At 63.7% G+C, this 16,375-nt stretch carries 15 protein-coding genes; 6 read left to right on the top strand and 9 right to left on the bottom strand.

Translation table 11 applies throughout. From position 1 onward, the window contains the following. The first annotated feature begins 40 nt into the window (after positions 1 to 40). Both AB0N65_RS11410 and AB0N65_RS11405 read left to right on the top strand, forming a co-directional pair. A complete protein-coding gene (locus AB0N65_RS11410) occupies positions 41 to 1,159 on the top strand; it encodes a PrpF domain-containing protein (protein ID WP_364161200.1) in 1,119 nt (372 codons plus the stop codon). A gap of 12 nt (positions 1,160 to 1,171) precedes the next feature. Continuing rightward, positions 1,172 to 2,611 carry an SLC13 family permease gene (locus AB0N65_RS11405; RefSeq protein ID WP_364161308.1) on the top strand — a complete coding sequence of 480 codons (1,440 nt, stop codon included), beginning with the start codon at positions 1,172 to 1,174 and terminating at the stop codon, positions 2,609 to 2,611. Positions 2,612 to 2,683: 72 nt separating this feature from the next. Here the strand turns inward: AB0N65_RS11405 and AB0N65_RS11400 are convergent, their stop codons facing one another. Then, positions 2,684 to 3,232, bottom strand: a complete 549-nt coding sequence (locus AB0N65_RS11400) for a CGNR zinc finger domain-containing protein (RefSeq protein ID WP_364161198.1) — start codon at positions 3,230 to 3,232, stop codon at positions 2,684 to 2,686. Between the two features lie 71 nt (positions 3,233 to 3,303). On the opposite strand from AB0N65_RS11400, the gene AB0N65_RS11395 reads away from it, so the two are divergent. Continuing rightward, entirely contained in the window at positions 3,304 to 4,350 is a 1,047-nt protein-coding gene (locus tag AB0N65_RS11395; RefSeq protein WP_364161196.1) for an EamA family transporter, read from the top strand. Positions 4,351 to 4,425: 75 nt separating this feature from the next. Here AB0N65_RS11395 and AB0N65_RS11390 read toward each other — a convergent pair whose 3' ends face one another. After that, complete coding sequence (locus AB0N65_RS11390) at positions 4,426 to 4,689, bottom strand: WXG100 family type VII secretion target (RefSeq protein WP_364161194.1); 264 nt, start codon at positions 4,687 to 4,689, stop codon at positions 4,426 to 4,428. 157 nt (positions 4,690 to 4,846) lie between these two features. On the opposite strand from AB0N65_RS11390, the gene AB0N65_RS11385 reads away from it, so the two are divergent. Further along, a complete protein-coding gene (locus tag AB0N65_RS11385) occupies positions 4,847 to 5,119 on the top strand; it encodes a DUF2277 domain-containing protein (protein ID WP_364161192.1) in 273 nt (90 codons plus the stop codon). A gap of 71 nt (positions 5,120 to 5,190) precedes the next feature. Here AB0N65_RS11385 and AB0N65_RS11380 read toward each other — a convergent pair whose 3' ends face one another. The 6 genes from AB0N65_RS11380 to AB0N65_RS11355 all read right to left on the bottom strand — a co-directional run bounded on the left by AB0N65_RS11380 (position 5,191) and on the right by AB0N65_RS11355 (position 11,388). Then, the gene (locus tag AB0N65_RS11380) at positions 5,191 to 7,716 is read right to left on the bottom strand and encodes a heavy metal translocating P-type ATPase (protein WP_364161190.1); all 2,526 of its coding nucleotides are present in this window, start codon (positions 7,714 to 7,716) and stop codon (positions 5,191 to 5,193) included. An 8-nt stretch (positions 7,717 to 7,724) separates the two neighbouring features. Continuing rightward, positions 7,725 to 7,958 carry a heavy metal-associated domain-containing protein gene (locus tag AB0N65_RS11375; RefSeq protein ID WP_223935099.1) on the bottom strand — a complete coding sequence of 78 codons (234 nt, stop codon included), beginning with the start codon at positions 7,956 to 7,958 and terminating at the stop codon, positions 7,725 to 7,727. A 49-nt stretch (positions 7,959 to 8,007) separates the two neighbouring features. After that, on the bottom strand, positions 8,008 to 8,361 hold the full coding sequence (locus AB0N65_RS11370; protein WP_364161188.1) for a metal-sensitive transcriptional regulator: 354 nt from the start codon (positions 8,359 to 8,361) through the stop codon (positions 8,008 to 8,010). A gap of 120 nt (positions 8,362 to 8,481) precedes the next feature. Beyond that, positions 8,482 to 10,686 (bottom strand): FG-GAP-like repeat-containing protein, encoded by a 2,205-nt coding sequence (locus AB0N65_RS11365; RefSeq protein WP_364161186.1) that lies wholly within the window; start codon positions 10,684 to 10,686, stop codon positions 8,482 to 8,484. 54 nt (positions 10,687 to 10,740) lie between these two features. Continuing rightward, complete coding sequence (locus AB0N65_RS11360) at positions 10,741 to 11,124, bottom strand: hypothetical protein (RefSeq protein ID WP_364161184.1); 384 nt, start codon at positions 11,122 to 11,124, stop codon at positions 10,741 to 10,743. A gap of 84 nt (positions 11,125 to 11,208) precedes the next feature. Next, positions 11,209 to 11,388, bottom strand: coding sequence for a hypothetical protein (locus tag AB0N65_RS11355; protein WP_364161182.1), 180 nt, complete (start codon positions 11,386 to 11,388; stop codon positions 11,209 to 11,211). A 254-nt stretch (positions 11,389 to 11,642) separates the two neighbouring features. Here AB0N65_RS11355 and AB0N65_RS11350 point away from each other — a divergent pair, with 254 nt between their 5' ends. Continuing rightward, a complete protein-coding gene (locus tag AB0N65_RS11350) occupies positions 11,643 to 13,148 on the top strand; it encodes a CoA-acylating methylmalonate-semialdehyde dehydrogenase (RefSeq protein ID WP_364161181.1) in 1,506 nt (501 codons plus the stop codon). A gap of 155 nt (positions 13,149 to 13,303) precedes the next feature. Here AB0N65_RS11350 and AB0N65_RS11345 read toward each other — a convergent pair whose 3' ends face one another. Continuing rightward, the gene (locus tag AB0N65_RS11345) at positions 13,304 to 14,863 is read right to left on the bottom strand and encodes a PucR family transcriptional regulator ligand-binding domain-containing protein (RefSeq protein ID WP_364161179.1); all 1,560 of its coding nucleotides are present in this window, start codon (positions 14,861 to 14,863) and stop codon (positions 13,304 to 13,306) included. A 125-nt stretch (positions 14,864 to 14,988) separates the two neighbouring features. On the opposite strand from AB0N65_RS11345, the gene AB0N65_RS11340 reads away from it, so the two are divergent. Next, the gene (locus AB0N65_RS11340; RefSeq protein ID WP_364161177.1) at positions 14,989 to 16,365 is read left to right on the top strand and encodes an aspartate aminotransferase family protein; all 1,377 of its coding nucleotides are present in this window, start codon (positions 14,989 to 14,991) and stop codon (positions 16,363 to 16,365) included. The last annotated feature ends 10 nt before the right edge of the window (positions 16,366 to 16,375 follow it).

Below are 16,375 nucleotides of genomic sequence, written 5' to 3'. Positions count from 1 at the left end.
CCCTGAACACGTCGGGGAGTCGAAGAGCAAGGACAAGAGCATGAAGATCCAAGCGGAATGGATGCGCGGAGGAACCAGCAAGTGCTGGGTTTTCGAAGCTGCAGAACTGGAAGAGGCCCGGACGGCCCCGGACGTGCTGCTTCCCAGGCTCTTCGGCAGTCCCGACCACCGGCAAATCGACGGCGTAGGCGGCGCGACCTCGACCACCAGCAAAGCAATGATCCTCACTCGGCCCGTTGACGGCGATGTCGATGTCGAATTCACCTTTGCCCAGGTGGGGATCGAAGAAGCAGCGGTCGATTGGGGCAGCAACTGCGGTAATTGCTCGGCGGTGGTGGGCCTCTACGCAATCGAAAAGGGCTGGGTGACGCCAACCGGAGATTTCACCCAGATCGCTACCCGTAACACCAACACGGGCCAAATCATCATCCAGCGTGTGGGCACACCCTCAGGGGCGCTGCCCATCACTCCACAGGCACAAATGCCCGGGGTGCCCTTCCCCGGGTATCAGGTGGGGCTCGGATTCCAGGATCCGGCCGGAAAAACAACCGGCCAGCTACTGCCAACGGGCTTGGCTCTGGACGCGATGACAGCAGGCGGAAGCCTCTGGACTGTTTCGATGGTGGATGCCGGAGCTCCAGTGGTCATTCTCAGGGCAGAGGAGCTCGGCCTGGACCCGGAACGTTACGACACCTGGCGTGACGGGGTGGAACTTCAGCTACAAACCTTGGAGCAGATCCGGCGCCAAGCAGCCGTGCGAATGGGCCTCGCAGCGACCACGCAGGAAGCTGCGCGGGCCGTCCCCAAAGTCGCAGTCGTTGCATCCCCGGCCCGCTCAGACCAGGAAAGCGACATCAACGTCATGATGCTTTCGATGGGGAAGCCGCACCCCGCACTCGCCATCACCGGAAGCGTCGCGCTGACACTCGCCGCCCGCACCCCGGGCACTGTCGCCCATGAACTCACGGGCGGAGCCACCGGGGAAACCTTGCGGCTGCGCACACCATCCGGGGTCATCGCGACCTGGAGTGAGGAGCAGAACGGTTCACTCGTCGTCGGCGTGGACCGCACTGCCCGCACCATCGCCTCCACCACAATTCACCTTCCTGAGGTTCTCGACAGCACGGTCGAGCCTTCCCTTGCCGGCGCTACTCGATGAAGAGAGAGCATGATGACTAAAACAGCAGAGAAACCAGCAACTGGCACCATTGCGGACGGACGACTCCAGCCTCCCCGGCGTCGTCGTCGTATCCTGCTGGTGACGGCAGCCGCGATTACATTCCTGGGTCTGGTCGCCCTCCTCTTCGGAGGTGCCATTTTTGGCCCTGTGGCCGCCTCGGAATCGGAGCCGACCATGACCGCCACGCAGATCATCCCGCTCGTCATCCTCGTAGTGATGTTCGTTGTTGCTACGAAGTGGCCGTTGAACATAGGCGTCATGGGCCTCGTTGCGTCGTTCGGTGTGGGGTACTTCGTCCTTGGGATGACGGACAGGCAGATCCTGGAGGATTTTCCGGCCACCATCGTCCTGACGATCATCGGCGTCACCTACTTTTTCAGCATGGCCCAACGAAACGGGTCCATCGACATCATCGTCCAGTCCTGTGTCCGACTGGTCCGCGGCAAAACCATGCTCTTGCCCTGGGTCTTCTTCCTCATGGCTGCAGCATTGACCGCTCTGGGCACATTCAGCCCGGCTGCAGTGGCCTTGCTGGCGCCGGCCGCCCTCGGCCTTGCCTACGAGTCCCGAATCCACCCCGTTCTCATGGGTGCCTTCGTCATCAACGGAGCCCACGCCGGCGGCTTTTCACCGCTCTCGGTCGCAGGGGTGTTGGTCCACGACATCGCCCAAAAGAACGGCTTTCCCATCGACCAAGGCGCACTTTTCCTCGCCAGTTTCGCCCTCAACTTCATTCTCTCGGCCCTGACCATCGTGCTGTTCGCGCTCCTTGGCAAGCTACGGGACAAGCACGCCAACGAGTACGCCGGCCTGGACACGCCCCGCGTCGGACGTCCCAACGGCCAGCAGCTCCTCACCCTGGCACTGATCCTCGCGATCCTCGTGTGCACGTTGGGCTTCCACATGCCGATCGGCTTTGTTGCCCTGACAGCGGGCTTGCTCCTCGCCTTCGTCAACATCAAGGAACACAAGACCTTCATTGGTGGTATCTCCTGGTCAACCGTCCTCCTGGTGGCTGGCATGATTACCTACGTCTCCTTGCTCCAGCACGTTGGCGTGATCGACACCCTCGCGGAAATGGCGCTCGCGCTTGGTGCTCCCCTCTTGATCGCGTTGGTCCTCTGCTACGTCATTGGTGTGGGCTCTGCCTTTGCTTCATCCACAGCCCTCCTCACGGCGTTCATACCCATGGCGGGCCCGCTGTTGGCCACCAGTTCGCTGAGCGCCTCGGGAACCGTGGCCGCGCTTGCGATCGCCGCCACAGTTGTGGATGTATCGCCGTTCTCGACTGACGGAGCCTTGGTTGTCGCCAACGCCCGGGAGAACGACCGCCAGCGCGTCTACCGCCAGCTCATGATGTACGCAGGAGGAGTGGTGCTCGTGGCCCCCGCCTTGGCTTGGGTCCTGCTGGTACCCACGGGCATCATCTGAGCAGCAACACCAACAAAGGCAGGGCGCACAGTGCGTCCTGCCTTTGGCATGTCCGCGGCAAAGGTGCCAGGACTACTCGGCCTCCGCAGCTTTCCGCGCCCTGTACGCCGCAACGTGTGCACGGTTGGCGCAATTACCGGTATCGCAGTAGCGCTTTGAGCGGTTGCGGCTGAGGTCCAGGACTACGGCGTCGCAGTCTTCGGCGGCACACACAAGCATCCTGTCCATCTCTTTGCTACGGATGACGTCGATGATTGCCATGGCTGCTTCGGTACCCATCCGATCAGCCAAGGGGGCTTCCGGAGTGGTTGCGTGCAGGTGCCAGTCCCATTGGTCATGCTTCACCAGCTGGGGTAGTGCTTTCGCGTCGGAAAGAAGCTTGTTCACGGACTTCGCAGCGGTGTCTTCGTCGGCGGACCAAAGACCCGTCAGTTCGCTCCGCAAGCGCTTTACGCTGCGCAGTTCCGCGGTTGTCCGGGTCCGCGAACCGGAGAAACCTTCGGCCTGAAGGAAGGCATCCAAGTCCTCGACGGTAGCCAGCGAATCCTCTCCGTTTGCTGCTGTGTTGATCAAATGTACGACGCTGCGTAGCGCAACCTCGGTGTCAGGCGCAAAAAGCACTTTGACTCCTTACATGATTCGGGAGTACTGTCATGACCATAAGCCCACTTTACTCCTGACAGGAGGCTGCTGTGTCAGCTACAAAAACCAAGGCTGATGCAAAGGGTTTCCTGGCATCGGGACTCGGAATCGCCCTCTTCTCCTCAGCGGTTTTCGGCACGTCCGGCTCGTTCGCGAAGTCGATGCTGGAAACCGGCTGGTCACCCGGTTCCGCCGTCGCCGTGCGACTGACAGGTGCGGCGCTGATTCTGGCGATTCCCGCCGTCGTACTTCTCAAAGGCCGCTGGCACCAACTGAAGGACAACTGGCTGACTATCCTGCTCTTCGGCCTCATCGGGGTGGCCGGCTGCCAGCTGTTCTACTTCAACGCAGTGGAGCGCCTGTCCGTTGGCGTCGCGCTGCTGCTCGAATACCTGGCTCCGGTCCTGATCGTGCTGTGGCTGTGGATCGCCAGCCGGCGCCGGCCGCGCGCGCTAACTGCCGCGGGCGCGTTGCTCTCGCTGGGCGGGCTGGTCCTGGTCCTCGACCTGACCGGGGCTGTCAAAGTCGACTTCATCGGTGTCCTGTGGGGTTTGGCTGCGGCGGTCTGCCTGGTGATCTACTTCTTCATCACCGCCAAGGAAAACGACACCCTTCCCCCTTTGGTCCTCGCCTCCGGCGGACTCATTGTGGGCGCGCTGGTGATGTGGTTGGTTGGTGCGGTGGGCCTGCTGCCGATGACGTTCAGCACCGCGGACACCAAGCTTGGGCCGTGGACTACTCCTTGGTGGGTTTCTGCTGCCGGGCTCATCATCCTGGCTACCGTGTTGGCCTACGTGTCCGGCATCATGGCCGCACGGAGCCTCGGCTCCAAGGTGGCCTCGTTCGTCTCACTGACCGAGGTGCTGTTTGCCGTGGTTTGGGCTTGGCTGCTGCTGGGCGAACTCCCCGGCCCCATCCAGCTCATGGGCGGTGCCCTTATTGTGGGCGGCGTTGTCCTGGTCCGCGTCGACGAGCTTCGTGGCGACCGACGCGCCGCCCGCTCCGAAGCGGAGGCTGCCGCGGCCCGGGTCCTGGATCACGCGAACGACGTCGAACCCGTCCCCTCGGGGCCCGTCGCCAAGGCGCCGCGCGGCTAATGCGATGCGGGGCCGCTCTGTGCTCTTAACGCCGAATGGCCCGGACGCTGTGCGTCCGGGCCATTCCCAACTGTCTTAGTTGGAAGCCTGCTGCTGCTGCTCTGCGTTCTTCTGAGCGCGGTCACCGGCTTCGCGGAGGGCGTCAGCAACCTTCTTCAGGTTGGAAGCGTGGTTGCTGTCCCACTCGCTGCGGAACTTGTCAGCGTCCGGGCCCTTCCAGTCCGTGCCGTCAAGAGCACCCTTGAGCTGTGAGCGCTGCTGCTCGATGTTCTCTGCACCGGCCTTCAGCTTGTTACCGAGCTGGCGAAGCTGATCAACGTCTGCACCCCAAATAGCCATGAGATATCTCCTTCTTTTTTCGGACCCGAGCTCTTCGGCATCCCCAGCGGCCTCCGGCTCATCCGGAAGATCCATGACTAAAACCTATCCCGGGATTCGAAACTGCGTCGATGGGCACCCCTCCCCATGCAGCACTGCCCATAGTTAGCATGGGTTTATGTGCCGCAATATCCGGACCCTGCATAACTTCGAACCACGGGCCACATCGGCTGAAGTGGAGGCCGCAGCGCTGCAGTACGTGCGCAAAATCAGCGGTTCCACCAAGCCCTCCAAGGCCAACGAGGAAGCCTTTGCCGAGGCCGTCCACGAGATCGCCCACATCACGCAGCATCTCCTGGATTCGTTGGTGAGCCACGCCCCTGCGAAGAACCGCGACGAGGAAGCAGCCAAGGCAAAGGCCCGGGCTGCCGTCCGGTTCGGGACGGCGTAGCCCGGGCCTCAACCCGAATGTAAGTCGCAGCAGATGCCGTTTTGAGCCCTCAAAACGCGCTGTACTGCGACCTAGTTGGGCTTGCCGAAGGAGCGGAGCCGCAACGAGTTCGCGACCACCAGCACCGAGCTCGCTGCCATCGCTGCGCCCGCAATCATCGGGTTCAGCAGGCCAAGCGCCGCCACCGGGATTCCAATCGCGTTGTAGAAGAACGCCCAGAACAGGTTGGTCTTGATGGTGGACAAGGTCTTCCGCGACAACTCGATCGCCTGGACCAATTGGTTCAAGTCGCTGCCCATGACGGTCAGGTCCGAGGCCTCGATCGCCACGTCGGTTCCCGAACCCATCGCAATGCCCAGATCCGACTGCGCCAGCGCCGCGGCGTCGTTCACACCGTCCCCGGCCATGGCCACGGTAGCCCCTGAAGCCTGCAGCTTCCGGACAGCGTCCACCTTGCCTTCCGGCAACACCCCGGCGAACACGTCACCAGGTGAAATCCCGACGGCGGCAGCTACTTGGGCGGCGACCGCGGCATTGTCTCCGGTCAGGAGCATGGGACGGAGCCCTAGATCCTTGAGCCGCTGGATCGCGGCTGCGGAACCCGGTTTGATGGTGTCGCTCAAGCTCACGATTCCGGCCGGTTGGCCGTCCACGGCAACCCAGATGGCGGTTGCTCCGCCATTCTCCTGGGAAGCCAGTGCGTCCCTGTGTCCGTCCTCAAGGGCGATCGCGTTTTCCTCGAGCCAGCCCGAACGTCCCACCACAACTGTCCTGGCGGTGCCGTCCAGCTCAACGGTTCCCCGAACTCCGCCGCCCGGAGCGGAACTGAAGCCATCGACGCTTGGGAGAGTGCCGCCGTCGGGCCTTCCGTCCCTCGCGGCAGCGGCAATCGCGTGCGCGATCGGGTGCTCGGACGCAGCCTCGACGGCTCCTGCGAGCGTCAGGACGGTCGCCTCCGAGTGGCCGTTCAGCGCGACCGTGTGGTCAACTGCGAGCTTGCCACTGGTCACCGTGCCGGTCTTGTCCAGCAGGATCGTGTCCACGTGGCGGGTATCCTCGAGCACCTGCGGGCCCTTGATGAGGATGCCCAGCTGGGCGCCGCGACCCGTGCCGGTGAGCAAGCCAACGGGAGTGGCCAGTCCTAAGGCACAAGGGCAGGCAATCACGAGGACGGCCACCGCCGCGGTGAACGAGGCGTTGAGGTCGCCCGTGAAGAACAACCACAGTGCGAACGTCAGCAGCGCGATGACCAGCACGATCGGCACGAAAACCGCACTGATGCGATCCGCAAGACGGGCAATCGGTGCCTTGCCGGTCTGCGCCTGGCTGACCAGGCGACCCATCTGCGCGAGCGTCGTATCCGAGCCCACCCGCGTGGCACGCACCAGCAGCCGCCCGGAGGTGTTGATGGTTGCGCCCGTGACCGGGCTACCCGGCCCCACCTCCACCGGAACGGACTCGCCGGTCACCAGTGAAGCGTCGACGGCGGAAGCACCGTCCGTGACGACACCATCGGTGGCGATCTTCTCACCTGGGCGGACAACGAAGATGTCGTCCACGAGGAGTTGCTCGGCCGGAATCTTTTCCTCACGGCCGTCCACCAAGATCGTGGCATCCTTGGCGCCCAGGTTCAGCAGGGCCTTGAGGGCGTTGCCCGCCTTGGCCTTCGCGTTCGCCTCCAGATACCGGCCCAACAGCAGGAACGTGGTCACGACGGCGGCGACCTCAAAGTACAGCCCGCCACCGGACATGTTCTCCATGCCCGGGTGCTCCGTCATGCGCGGATCGGCGATCAGCTGCCACGCCGAATAGAGGTAGGCAGCGATGACGCCGATGGAAACGAGAGTGTCCATGGTTGATGCGAGGTGGCGCGCATTAACGGCCGCAGCCCTGTGGAACGGCCAAGCCGCCCAGCTCACCACCGGCAACGCCAGCGCGGCAACAACCCAGCCCCAATGAGCGAACTGGAAGGCGGGGATCATCGAAATGGCGAAGACGGGGACGGTCAGGATGGCTGCTGTGATGAGTCTTGGGCGGAGCGTTGAAGCGGCGGGGCCGTGGGCCATGTGGTCGCTTCCGTGGTGCGTTCCGTCCGCGGCGCCACTGGCGCCATGCTCTGCATGCTCGGTCGTTCCTCCCCGCGAGCTCCCTAACCTCGCAAGCTCGGTCAGGGAACCCTGCTCGCGTGGGCCCACCTTAGACGCATGCTGCCGCATGGCCCCACCGGCACCGCTCGTGGCAGCTTCGCGGCTGGCTTCTTCATCCGAAGGCGCTTGTACGCCTCCGTGACCGTCCTGGGGTGTGGAGGAGTGGTCGTGGCCCTCGTGTGTTTGAGAACGGGTGTGGGGGGCCGGGGTTGGGCGGAGGGTGGCTTTGTAGCCTGTCGCGTTGACCGTATCTACGATCTGTTGGTCTGTGACCGTGGACGGGACTGTGACGTGGGCGGATTCGAGGGGGAGGTTGACGCTCGCCTCGACGCCTTCGAGCTTGCCCAGTTTCCGCTCCACTCGATTGACGCATGAGGCGCAGGTCATGCCCTCAATGTCCAGCTCGATCACCCGGGTCTCGGGCGGGTTGAAGATCTCCTGGTTACTCAAGAGGGCTCCTAAGCTTCGTTGGCTACCACCAGGTAGCCGGCTTCTGCCACGGCCTCGCCAATTTCCGACGGCGAGAGCTCGCTGGTGGATGTGATGGTCACGGTGGACAGGCCGCCGGGGTTGAGGTCGACCGAGACGTCTTCGACGCCGTTGAGGGCTTCAAGTTCTTCGCTCACGCTTGAGACGCAGTGGCCGCAGGTCATGCCGGAAACGTTGACGTTGGTCTGGATGGTCTGGCTCATGATGCTCTCCTTGGTGGTGAGTTGAATGGTGTGGTGGGTCTTGGCGGAGTTACCGCAGCAGGCGCCCGATGGCATCGGTGGCCTCCTTCACTTTGGCGTCGATCTGTTCGGCGCGGGCTTCGGGATCGGGCTCGGAAGCGGCACCAACGACGCAATGGCCGATGTGTTCTTCGACGAGTCCCAGGCTTACGGCGTGGAGGGCCTTGGTGGCCGCAGCCACTTGCGTGAGGATATCGATGCAGTACTTGTCGTCCTCCACCATGCGTGCAATGCCGCGGACCTGGCCCTCAATCCGCTTCAGGCGGCGCAGGTAGGCGTCCTTGTTGCTGGTGTAGCCGTGGGGTGGGGCGACTGCCGGACCGCCGGTTGCATCCGTGGTGATGTCCAGATCTACGTGGCTCATGCCAACAATGTATACCCCACGGGGGTATCTGCACAAGTACCCCCTGGGGGTATGTGCCAAAAACAAAAGGCACGCCATCTCCTGTGCGGGGAGATGGCGTGCCTTCATTCCGGGAAGAAGCTAGAAGATCGCGCTGAAGCCGCCCCATCCCCAGCCGACCACTGTTTGCCCCTTCCAGTAGCCGCAATCGAGGCCGCAGCCGTTGATTCCTGTGCCATTGCCCCAGTACATGGTCATGGTCCCCTTGGCATCCACGCCAAAGACGTCCGGACTGCCGTCACCATTGAAGTCGCCTGGTCCACCCACCGTGACAACACTGTTCCAGCCCGAACCAACGGTAGTCCGGAAGTCAAAGAAGCCGGTATTGATCCCGGCGTACAGTTTGAGCTCGCCGGATGTGGTCTGACCCAGGATGTTGGCTTCGTGGTAGCCGGTCCACCAGCCCGGAGCAATGAGCCGTGAGTAGCCGCCCCAGCCCCAACCGACGGTCACGGGGGCTTTCCATCCTCCGTGGCCATCGCCGGGGTAGAGGATCAGCCGGTCCGAGCTGTCCCTGGCCAGAAGGTCGTGGGCGCCGTCGCGGTTGAAGTCTCCCGGCGCCACTATTTCTTTGAAGCCCTGCCAGCCCTGCCCGATCTGGCGGCTGCCTTTCCAGGCGCCGGATCCGTTTCCGGAGTAGAGGAACAGCTTGCCTGACCGGTCCCGCCCGATCACATCAGTGGCGCCGTCACCGTCGAAGTCGCCGGGAGCCAGGAGCGTGTCAAAGATGTCCCAGCCGCGGCCGATGGTCTGGGCGGGAAGCCAGCCACCTTTGCCGTTGCCGGGATACAGGAGCAGGTCACCCGATGCTGTGCGGGCGAAGATATCCGCGGTGCCATCAGCATTGAAGCCGAGACTGCGTTGCGTATGGGGAATAGGAACGTCGGCCGTCAACGTCTTTTGCGTCAGGGGTTCGTACATGATGTTGAGTTCGACGGTGAGCGTATGCCCCATGTCAGCTGCCGTGACAGTTCGGATGGCATTTGTGGCTCCTGGAATGACCACGCCATCGCGCTTCCACACATAGGTGTAGGCGGGCGTTCCGCCTTCGGGGGAGACCCATGGCGGGCCGGCCCATGTGGGGTAGACCTGCCCGCCCAGGACCGCATTGCCTGTCACCCACATGAAGTGGGTGTTCAGACGCCGCGGCATCGGACCGATGGGGTCGGAGGTAACCGTGGTTGGCACGTGGCCTTCGGCGTGGGCCGTGACGCGGACGGTCAGGACCTTACCGCCGATGGTGGCATCGAGTGATTTGGAGGTGGCTCCTTCGACTGGCGCGCCATCGATGAACCATTGGTATTCGAGCCGGGCGTTGGGGGGCGACATTCCCCCAACGTCCGCGACCGGCACCGTCTCCAAACCGTAGTCGGTGGCAATCTTCACCCCGGATGGAAACGCCACCGGTCTGAGGATCGCCTGAAGGTTTTGCACCGAGAAGTCGCCGTCTTCCAAGGGCGCACGATTCCCCGGGGATGGCATCATGACGCCGTCATACGAGCCGTTGCGGTGGTAAACGATGTTCGTCCCGCCGAGATAGGTGACAGTGGCTTTGTTCAGGGCATAGCGGCCGTGGAACGTGCTTGAGGTGATGGGAGCGGTCGCGACGCCGGAAGCTGGTTGTGCGGAGGTTGGGCCTGTCCACGTGAGGGACATTCCTGTAATTCCCGACTCATCCAGATAGTCCAGCTCCACGCGTTGCGCGGGGAGTCCAAGGGAGAACTTCACGGCAGCTGACTGTCCAGGTTCCACAGGAGCAATGGGCTCTTTCAACGCGGTGAATACGGGGGCCTCGCGGGGCAGCGCGGGATTCTCGATGTAGACGTCTTCCTCGTGGAAAGGGCCTAATGCGACAGCCGGGCCGATGAAGGAGCCGTCGCGCCGGAAGGACACCGGATCCCCATTGTGAACGCCAACCCCGATGTTCTGGATCTGAACGGGCCCATTTGGCCACGTGTCCACCGGGGTATCCAGTGCCACGGAACCGGATGTGGAGGGTGCCTGCGATTTCCACTCAGCGCTTGCGGTCCGCCTCTCACCGGTCCAGAAGGAAATCTCAACCGTCACCCGATTAACGGGCTTCGAGGCAGTGAACTCAAAAAGCGCCGGTTGGCCTGCCTGCAAGGTAGGCGGCGAGGTGCGCTTAAACGTGAAGACCAATGGGTCGGCGGCCATCGCCAGCGTGCCCGGCACCACCAGCAAAAGTGCGGCCATGGCAAGGCTAAGGACGACGGCGGCAGCGCGCCTTATGCGGGCAGGCGCAAGCAATGGAAGCGCGGAGTTCACAGATTCCCCCAATTCGGCCCTTTGACAAAGGCCAAGACAAAGTGATGGCTCACTCTACCAAGCGCGCGGGACGGCGACGCTCCGTTGCCCAAGAACGCCGATTTTGGTCCAGACCATAGGGCCAATGGCAGCCGAAACGAGCCTGCGGATCTCAGCGCAGCCAGGCTCCCGGCGGGCCAGTGCGAGGTTGGCGAGGCTAGTTGAGTAGCCGCGCGCAACCATGTAATGAAAACCGAGCCGATCCTCTGCGGCCCAGGCTTCGTAGTACTCGGACTTCTCAAAGAGCCGACGCCCTTCAACAGCCGTATGGACCCATAGAATCCGCCCGTCCTCCGTCACCGCGTCAACGGTGCCCCTGCAGATCGCTGCGCCCTGCTGCCGGATCTCCACGTGGGCTCCGGGCAGCGAACTCCAGTCGTCGATACGTCCGTTTGCCATGTCAGTACTCCTGTTCCCAGGGCTTACCCACTACGAAACCCTCTTGGAAGGGGCCGGTCGGGTCAAGAATGAGTTGGTCGAGGTTTAGCGGACGTAATCCGCGCCGGTGATATCTATGGTTGAACCCGTGCTGTGCCGGGAACGGCCCGATGCCAGGAACGCGATGACCTCCGCGACGTCCTCCGGCGGCGTGACCTCCCCGAGGGGAAGCCCCGCCAGGACCGATGGGTCTGTGGCGAGGTCACCGGCGATGTCCGTAGCCACCCAGCCCGGCGCCGGGTTCGCGCGCGCGAGTAAATGGCTCCTGGCGAGCCGGGACCCACAGTAGCGGTACTCCGCTTACCTCCGGCACCACATTTTCTTGGCGGAAGCTGGCCCCTCGATAGGTATACATATGTCGATCACCATCAAGTGGTGGCGACAAATGTCAGGCGGCAATCCGATGTGGGGCAGAGCTACCGTTGCTAGCAAGCCGCTACTGGCGTCCCCCGACCGACAACCTGAAAGCGAGAAGAAGCGTGTCAGTCAACCAAGAACTTCCCGTGCTGTCCCACTGGATCGGCGGCGCCGAGTCCCCGTCTGCGGGCGACCGCACCGCTCCGGTCTTCGACCCCGCCCGCGGCATCGAAACCAAGCGTGTGTCCCTGGCCAACGGTGCCGACATCGAGGCTGCGATCTCCTCGGCGCAGAAGGCTTTCCCGGCCTGGCGCGACCTTTCCATCACCAAGCGCCAGCAGATCATCTTCCGCTTCCGCGAGCTGCTCAACGAGCGCAAGGGCGAACTTGCCGAAATCATCACCTCCGAGCACGGCAAGGTCGTCTCCGATGCCCTCGGTGAAATCACCCGCGGCCTGGAGGTCGTGGAACTGGCCACCGGCTTCCCGCACCTCATCAAAGGCGAGCATTCAGAGAATGTCTCCTCCGGCGTCGACGTCTACTCCACCAAGGCGCCGCTGGGCGTGGTCGGCATCATCAGCCCCTTCAACTTCCCGGCCATGGTTCCGCTGTGGTTCCTGCCGATCGCGATCGCGGCGGGTAACGCCGTCGTCCTGAAGCCGAGCGAGAAGGACCCGACGGCGGCCAACTGGCTCGCTGCCCTCTTCAGCGAAGCGGGACTTCCGGACGGCGTCTTCAACGTCCTCCATGGTGACAAAGAAGCCGTTGACGGCCTCCTGGAGCACCCGGACGTGAAGGCCATTTCCTTCGTCGGTTCCACGCCGATCGCCCAGTACATCTATGAAACTGCCGCCCGCAACGGCAAGCGCGTCCAGGCCCTGGGCGGGGCGAAGAACCACATGCTTGTACTGCCCGACGCCGACCTGGACCTCACTGCCGACGCCGCCATTAACGCCGGCTTTGGTTCCGCCGGTGAGCGGTGCATGGCCATCAGCGTCGTGGTGGCTGTTGAGCCCGTTGCCGACGAGCTCATCGAAAAGATCACCTCGCGCATGGCCACCCTGAGGATCGGCGACGGCCGCCGCAACTGCGACATGGGACCGCTGGTCACAAAGCAGCACCGCGACAAGGTTGCCGGCTACATCGACGTTGCGATTGAGGATGGTGCCAAGGTTGTGGTTGATGGCCGCGGCATCACCGTGGACGGCGACGAGAACGGTTTCTGGCTCGGCCCCACCCTGATCGACGACGTCCCCGTCACCTCCCGGGTTTACAAAGAAGAGATTTTTGGCCCGGTCCTGGCCGTGGTGCGGGTGAAGAGCTACGAAGAAGGCCTGAACCTGATCAACAACGGCGCCTTTGGTAACGGCACGGCCATCTTCACGAACGACGGCGGCGCAGCCCGCCGCTTCCAGAACGAGGTGGAAGTGGGCATGGTGGGCATCAACGTTCCCATCCCCGTCCCTGTGGCCTACTACTCGTTCGGCGGGTTCAAGGACTCCATCTTCGGCAGTTCCAAGGCCTACGGACTCCAGGGCTTCCAGTTCTACACCCGCGAGAAGGCCATCACCTCCCGCTGGCTCGACCCGAGCCACGGCGGCATTAACCTCGGCTTCCCGCAGAATTAGCGGCCAGCTGAACATACGTCAGGGAATGGCACTGGTCCCTGTCAGCGAAAACCCCTGGCGCTCCGCGGCGCCGGGGGTTTTCTTGTGTAGGTGACGTGAGCGAGCGTTGGCCGGACGGGGGCGTTAGGTGAGAGAGCGTTGGCCGGAAGGGGGCGTTAGGTGAGCGAGCGTTGGTGGGTGTCGGGTCCGTCCTCCAGGAACTGGACCGCGGCGAACAACTCGAGCCTGTCGCGCATCCCGTCGAGGTTCAGCCCGAGGATTCTCCCGGCGGCGTCGATCCTGTTACGCAGCGTGTGCCGATGCACTCCCAACCGACGTGCCGTCTTGTCCCACACGCAGTTGTTCGCGAACCATTCCCGGACGGTGGCCAGCAGCTCGGTTTGTTCGGTGCGGTCGTGCTCGATCAGCGGCTGCAGCAAACCCCGCGCCACCGGACCTGCTTTCTCCTCGCGCAGGAGGCCCAGCATGCCACCCTCTGATAGCTCAGCAAATTCGACGACGGCCCTCCCCAGTTCGGTCGCGCGGCGCAGCGCCCGCGTGGCTTCTTCGAGCGCACCCGTGAGCCCGTCCATGCTGGTCTCTGCGGAAACCCCGCAGGCGCCATGGCGTTTCACCAGCTCGAGTACCTTCTCCTGGTGCGCGTTGCCGGCGAGAACCAGCAGCAGCTCACCGCGGAGGGCGTAGAACACGGCGCCGCGATAATCGTCGGCCAGCAGTTCCAGCGCTTCCAGCAGGTTAGGGGCGGGATTTTCCTGCCGTGACGCCGTTACAAGCAGCGGTTCCCGCGGCAGTTGGCCCCAGACTTGCCGGGCCGTTTTGACCGCGACGTCGGTGCTGCCCGCCAGCAATTGCTCGAACACGCCGGCGCGGAGGTGCCTCCGGGCGGTGTCCAGTGTGCGGGCCTGTTCCAAAGCGAGGCTGGCCAAGCCGATGACGCTGTTCACGATGTCTGCCCTGGCTGGATCCAGTGGCTCTATCGCGCCCAGGACCAAGGCACCCCGAAGGCTGCCCTTTCGTCCCAGGGTCTGAAGCGTCACCGATTGCCCGCCTACCTCAAGATGCGAGGCCGAGCGAGTGCCCAGATCCAGTGCCCGACGGACCTTCGCCGTAACTTCTCCGGCGATGTCCGAAGGAATCGGGCGGTTCCGTGGCATCCGCACGTAGTTGCCGGCGGCGTCGTAGAGCGCCACCCATGAATGCAGCTGCCGTTCCAGCTCGCCGAGGATCGACGTGAGGCCGTCCGGTCGGAGGGCTGCACGCGAGATGGCCCGTTGTGCCTGCAATGACCACTCGGACCGGGCGTGTTCTTCCTTGGCCAGATAATCCGCCACGGACCGGATGATCGCGATGAAGGGTGTCCGGTCGGGAACCTCCAACAGCGGCAGCCCGTGGTTTCGGCAGGCTTCCTCCAATCCCGGAGGGAGGGTTCCGTGGACGACCTGCGTGGCAAAGCCGAGCCCAACAATGCCGTGCTCAACGAGCCGCTGCACGTAATCCGAATACGCTTTGCCGTCCGCCGTGGTGCTTGACACCGGGAACTGTGTGCCGTCGGTGAGCAGGAGTTGCCCGGCGTCGAGGAAGGGCGTGGGGTCCCCAAGGTCGGAGCTGTGCACCCAGGAGATTGGTTCGTCCAGGACCGGCGCGCCGAGGTCCGGGACTACCAGGCGAAGTTTGAGTGTTCGGCTGCGAAGGAGGACATTCAGGCTTGGTGGCACGAGGAACCCTTGACTGTGAAAACGTCGATCGTGAATGGATGGATTGTACAAAGGTATAGCCTCGTGCGGGTCGCGTAAACCGGATGATGAAGGGACTCCCCAATCCGTCACCGAGAGGAACCGCCATGGTCGCCAGCCACGCAACCTTGCCAGCAGATCCAACCGCGGCCACTGTAGATATTGCCGCAACCGCCTCCAGCGCCATCACCAACGCCGACGCCGTGGCCTTGGACCGGGCGAACGTATTCCATTCGTGGTCCGCGCAGGGTTCTCTCAAGCCGCTGGTGATCGCGGGCGGCTCCGGCAGTGCGGTCTGGGACCACGACGGACGAACCTACCTGGACTTCTCGAGCCAACTGGTCAACACCAACATCGGCCACCAGCACCCCAAGCTCATCGCGGCCATCGCCCAGCAAGCCTCCACGCTCGCCACCTTGGCGCCGGCACACGCCAGCCACGTCCGCGGAACGGCGGCAGCGAAGATCCTGTCCCACGCGCCGTCGAACATGGAAAAGGTGTTCTTCACCAACGGCGGAGCAGACGCCAACGAGAACGCAATCCGCATGGCTCGCCTGCACACCGGCCGTGACAAGGTCATCTCGCGCTACCGCTCGTACCACGGCAACACCGGCTCGGCGATCGTGGCCACCGGGGACTGGCGCCGCATCCCCAACGAGTACGCACGTGGCCACGTCCACGTTTTCGGCCCGTACCTGTACCGCTCCGAGTTCTGGGCCGAGACGCCAGAGCAGGAAACCGAGCGCGCGCTGCACCACTTGCGCCGTACCATCCAGTGCGAGGGGCCGCAGTCCATCGCCGCGATCCTCTTGGAAACGGTGCCGGGGACAGCCGGCATCCTGGTTCCCACGCCCGGCTACCTCCAGGGCGTCCGGGAACTGTGCGACGAGTACGGCATCGTCATGATCCTGGATGAAGTCATGGCAGGCTTTGGCCGCACCGGTGACTGGTTCGCCTTCGACGCGTTTGACGTCACTCCGGACCTCATCACCTTCGCCAAGGGCGTCAACTCCGGCTACGTTCCCGTGGGCGGAGTGGTCATCTCCGGCGAGATCGCAGCCACCTTCGACGAGCGGGTCTTCCCCGGCGGCCTCACCTACTCGGGGCACCCGCTCGCGGCGGCTTCTGTTGTGGCTTCCATTGAGGCGTTCGAAGAAGAAGGCATCGTCGGCAACGCTTCACGCATCGGCCGCGACCACCTGGAGCCCGGCCTCCGCGCGCTCGCCGAGAAGCACAGCGTGATCGGCGACGTCCGCGGCCGGGGCGTGTTCTGGGCGCTCGAACTCGTCCAGGACCGCTCCTCCAAGACGCCCGTCACCGCCGAATACATGGGCCGCCTCAAAGCCGAACTGCTTCGCTTGGGCCTCCTGCCGTTCCTCGCCGATAACCGAATCCACGTGGTCCCGCCCGCGGTCGTCACCGCCGAGGAAATCGCCACGGCCCTGAACATTTACGATCAGGCGCTCACCGCCGTCGCGCGCTGAGTGAAGCGTT

This window comes from Paenarthrobacter sp. NPDC089322, from assembly GCF_040684895.1.
Lineage (GTDB): Bacteria > Actinomycetota > Actinomycetes > Actinomycetales > Micrococcaceae > Arthrobacter.
This window is presented reverse-complemented; position numbering and strand designations above follow the sequence as displayed.

Bases quoted from the DNA above. Each gene is read 5' to 3' on its own strand.
- AB0N65_RS11405 (WP_364161308.1), top strand. From the start codon at position 1,172: ATGACTAAAACAGCAGAGAAACCAGCAACTGGCACCATTGCGGACGGA.
- AB0N65_RS11340 (WP_364161177.1), top strand. From the start codon at position 14,989: ATGGTCGCCAGCCACGCAACCTTGCCAGCAGATCCAACCGCGGCCACT.
- AB0N65_RS11385 (WP_364161192.1), top strand. From the start codon at position 4,847: ATGTGCCGCAATATCCGGACCCTGCATAACTTCGAACCACGGGCCACA.
- AB0N65_RS11410 (WP_364161200.1), top strand. From the start codon at position 41: ATGAAGATCCAAGCGGAATGGATGCGCGGAGGAACCAGCAAGTGCTGG.
- AB0N65_RS11390 (WP_364161194.1), bottom strand. From the start codon at position 4,689: ATGGCTATTTGGGGTGCAGACGTTGATCAGCTTCGCCAGCTCGGTAAC.
- AB0N65_RS11370 (WP_364161188.1), bottom strand. From the start codon at position 8,361: ATGAGCCACGTAGATCTGGACATCACCACGGATGCAACCGGCGGTCCG.
- AB0N65_RS11360 (WP_364161184.1), bottom strand. From the start codon at position 11,124: ATGGCAAACGGACGTATCGACGACTGGAGTTCGCTGCCCGGAGCCCAC.
- AB0N65_RS11375 (WP_223935099.1), bottom strand. From the start codon at position 7,958: ATGAGCCAGACCATCCAGACCAACGTCAACGTTTCCGGCATGACCTGC.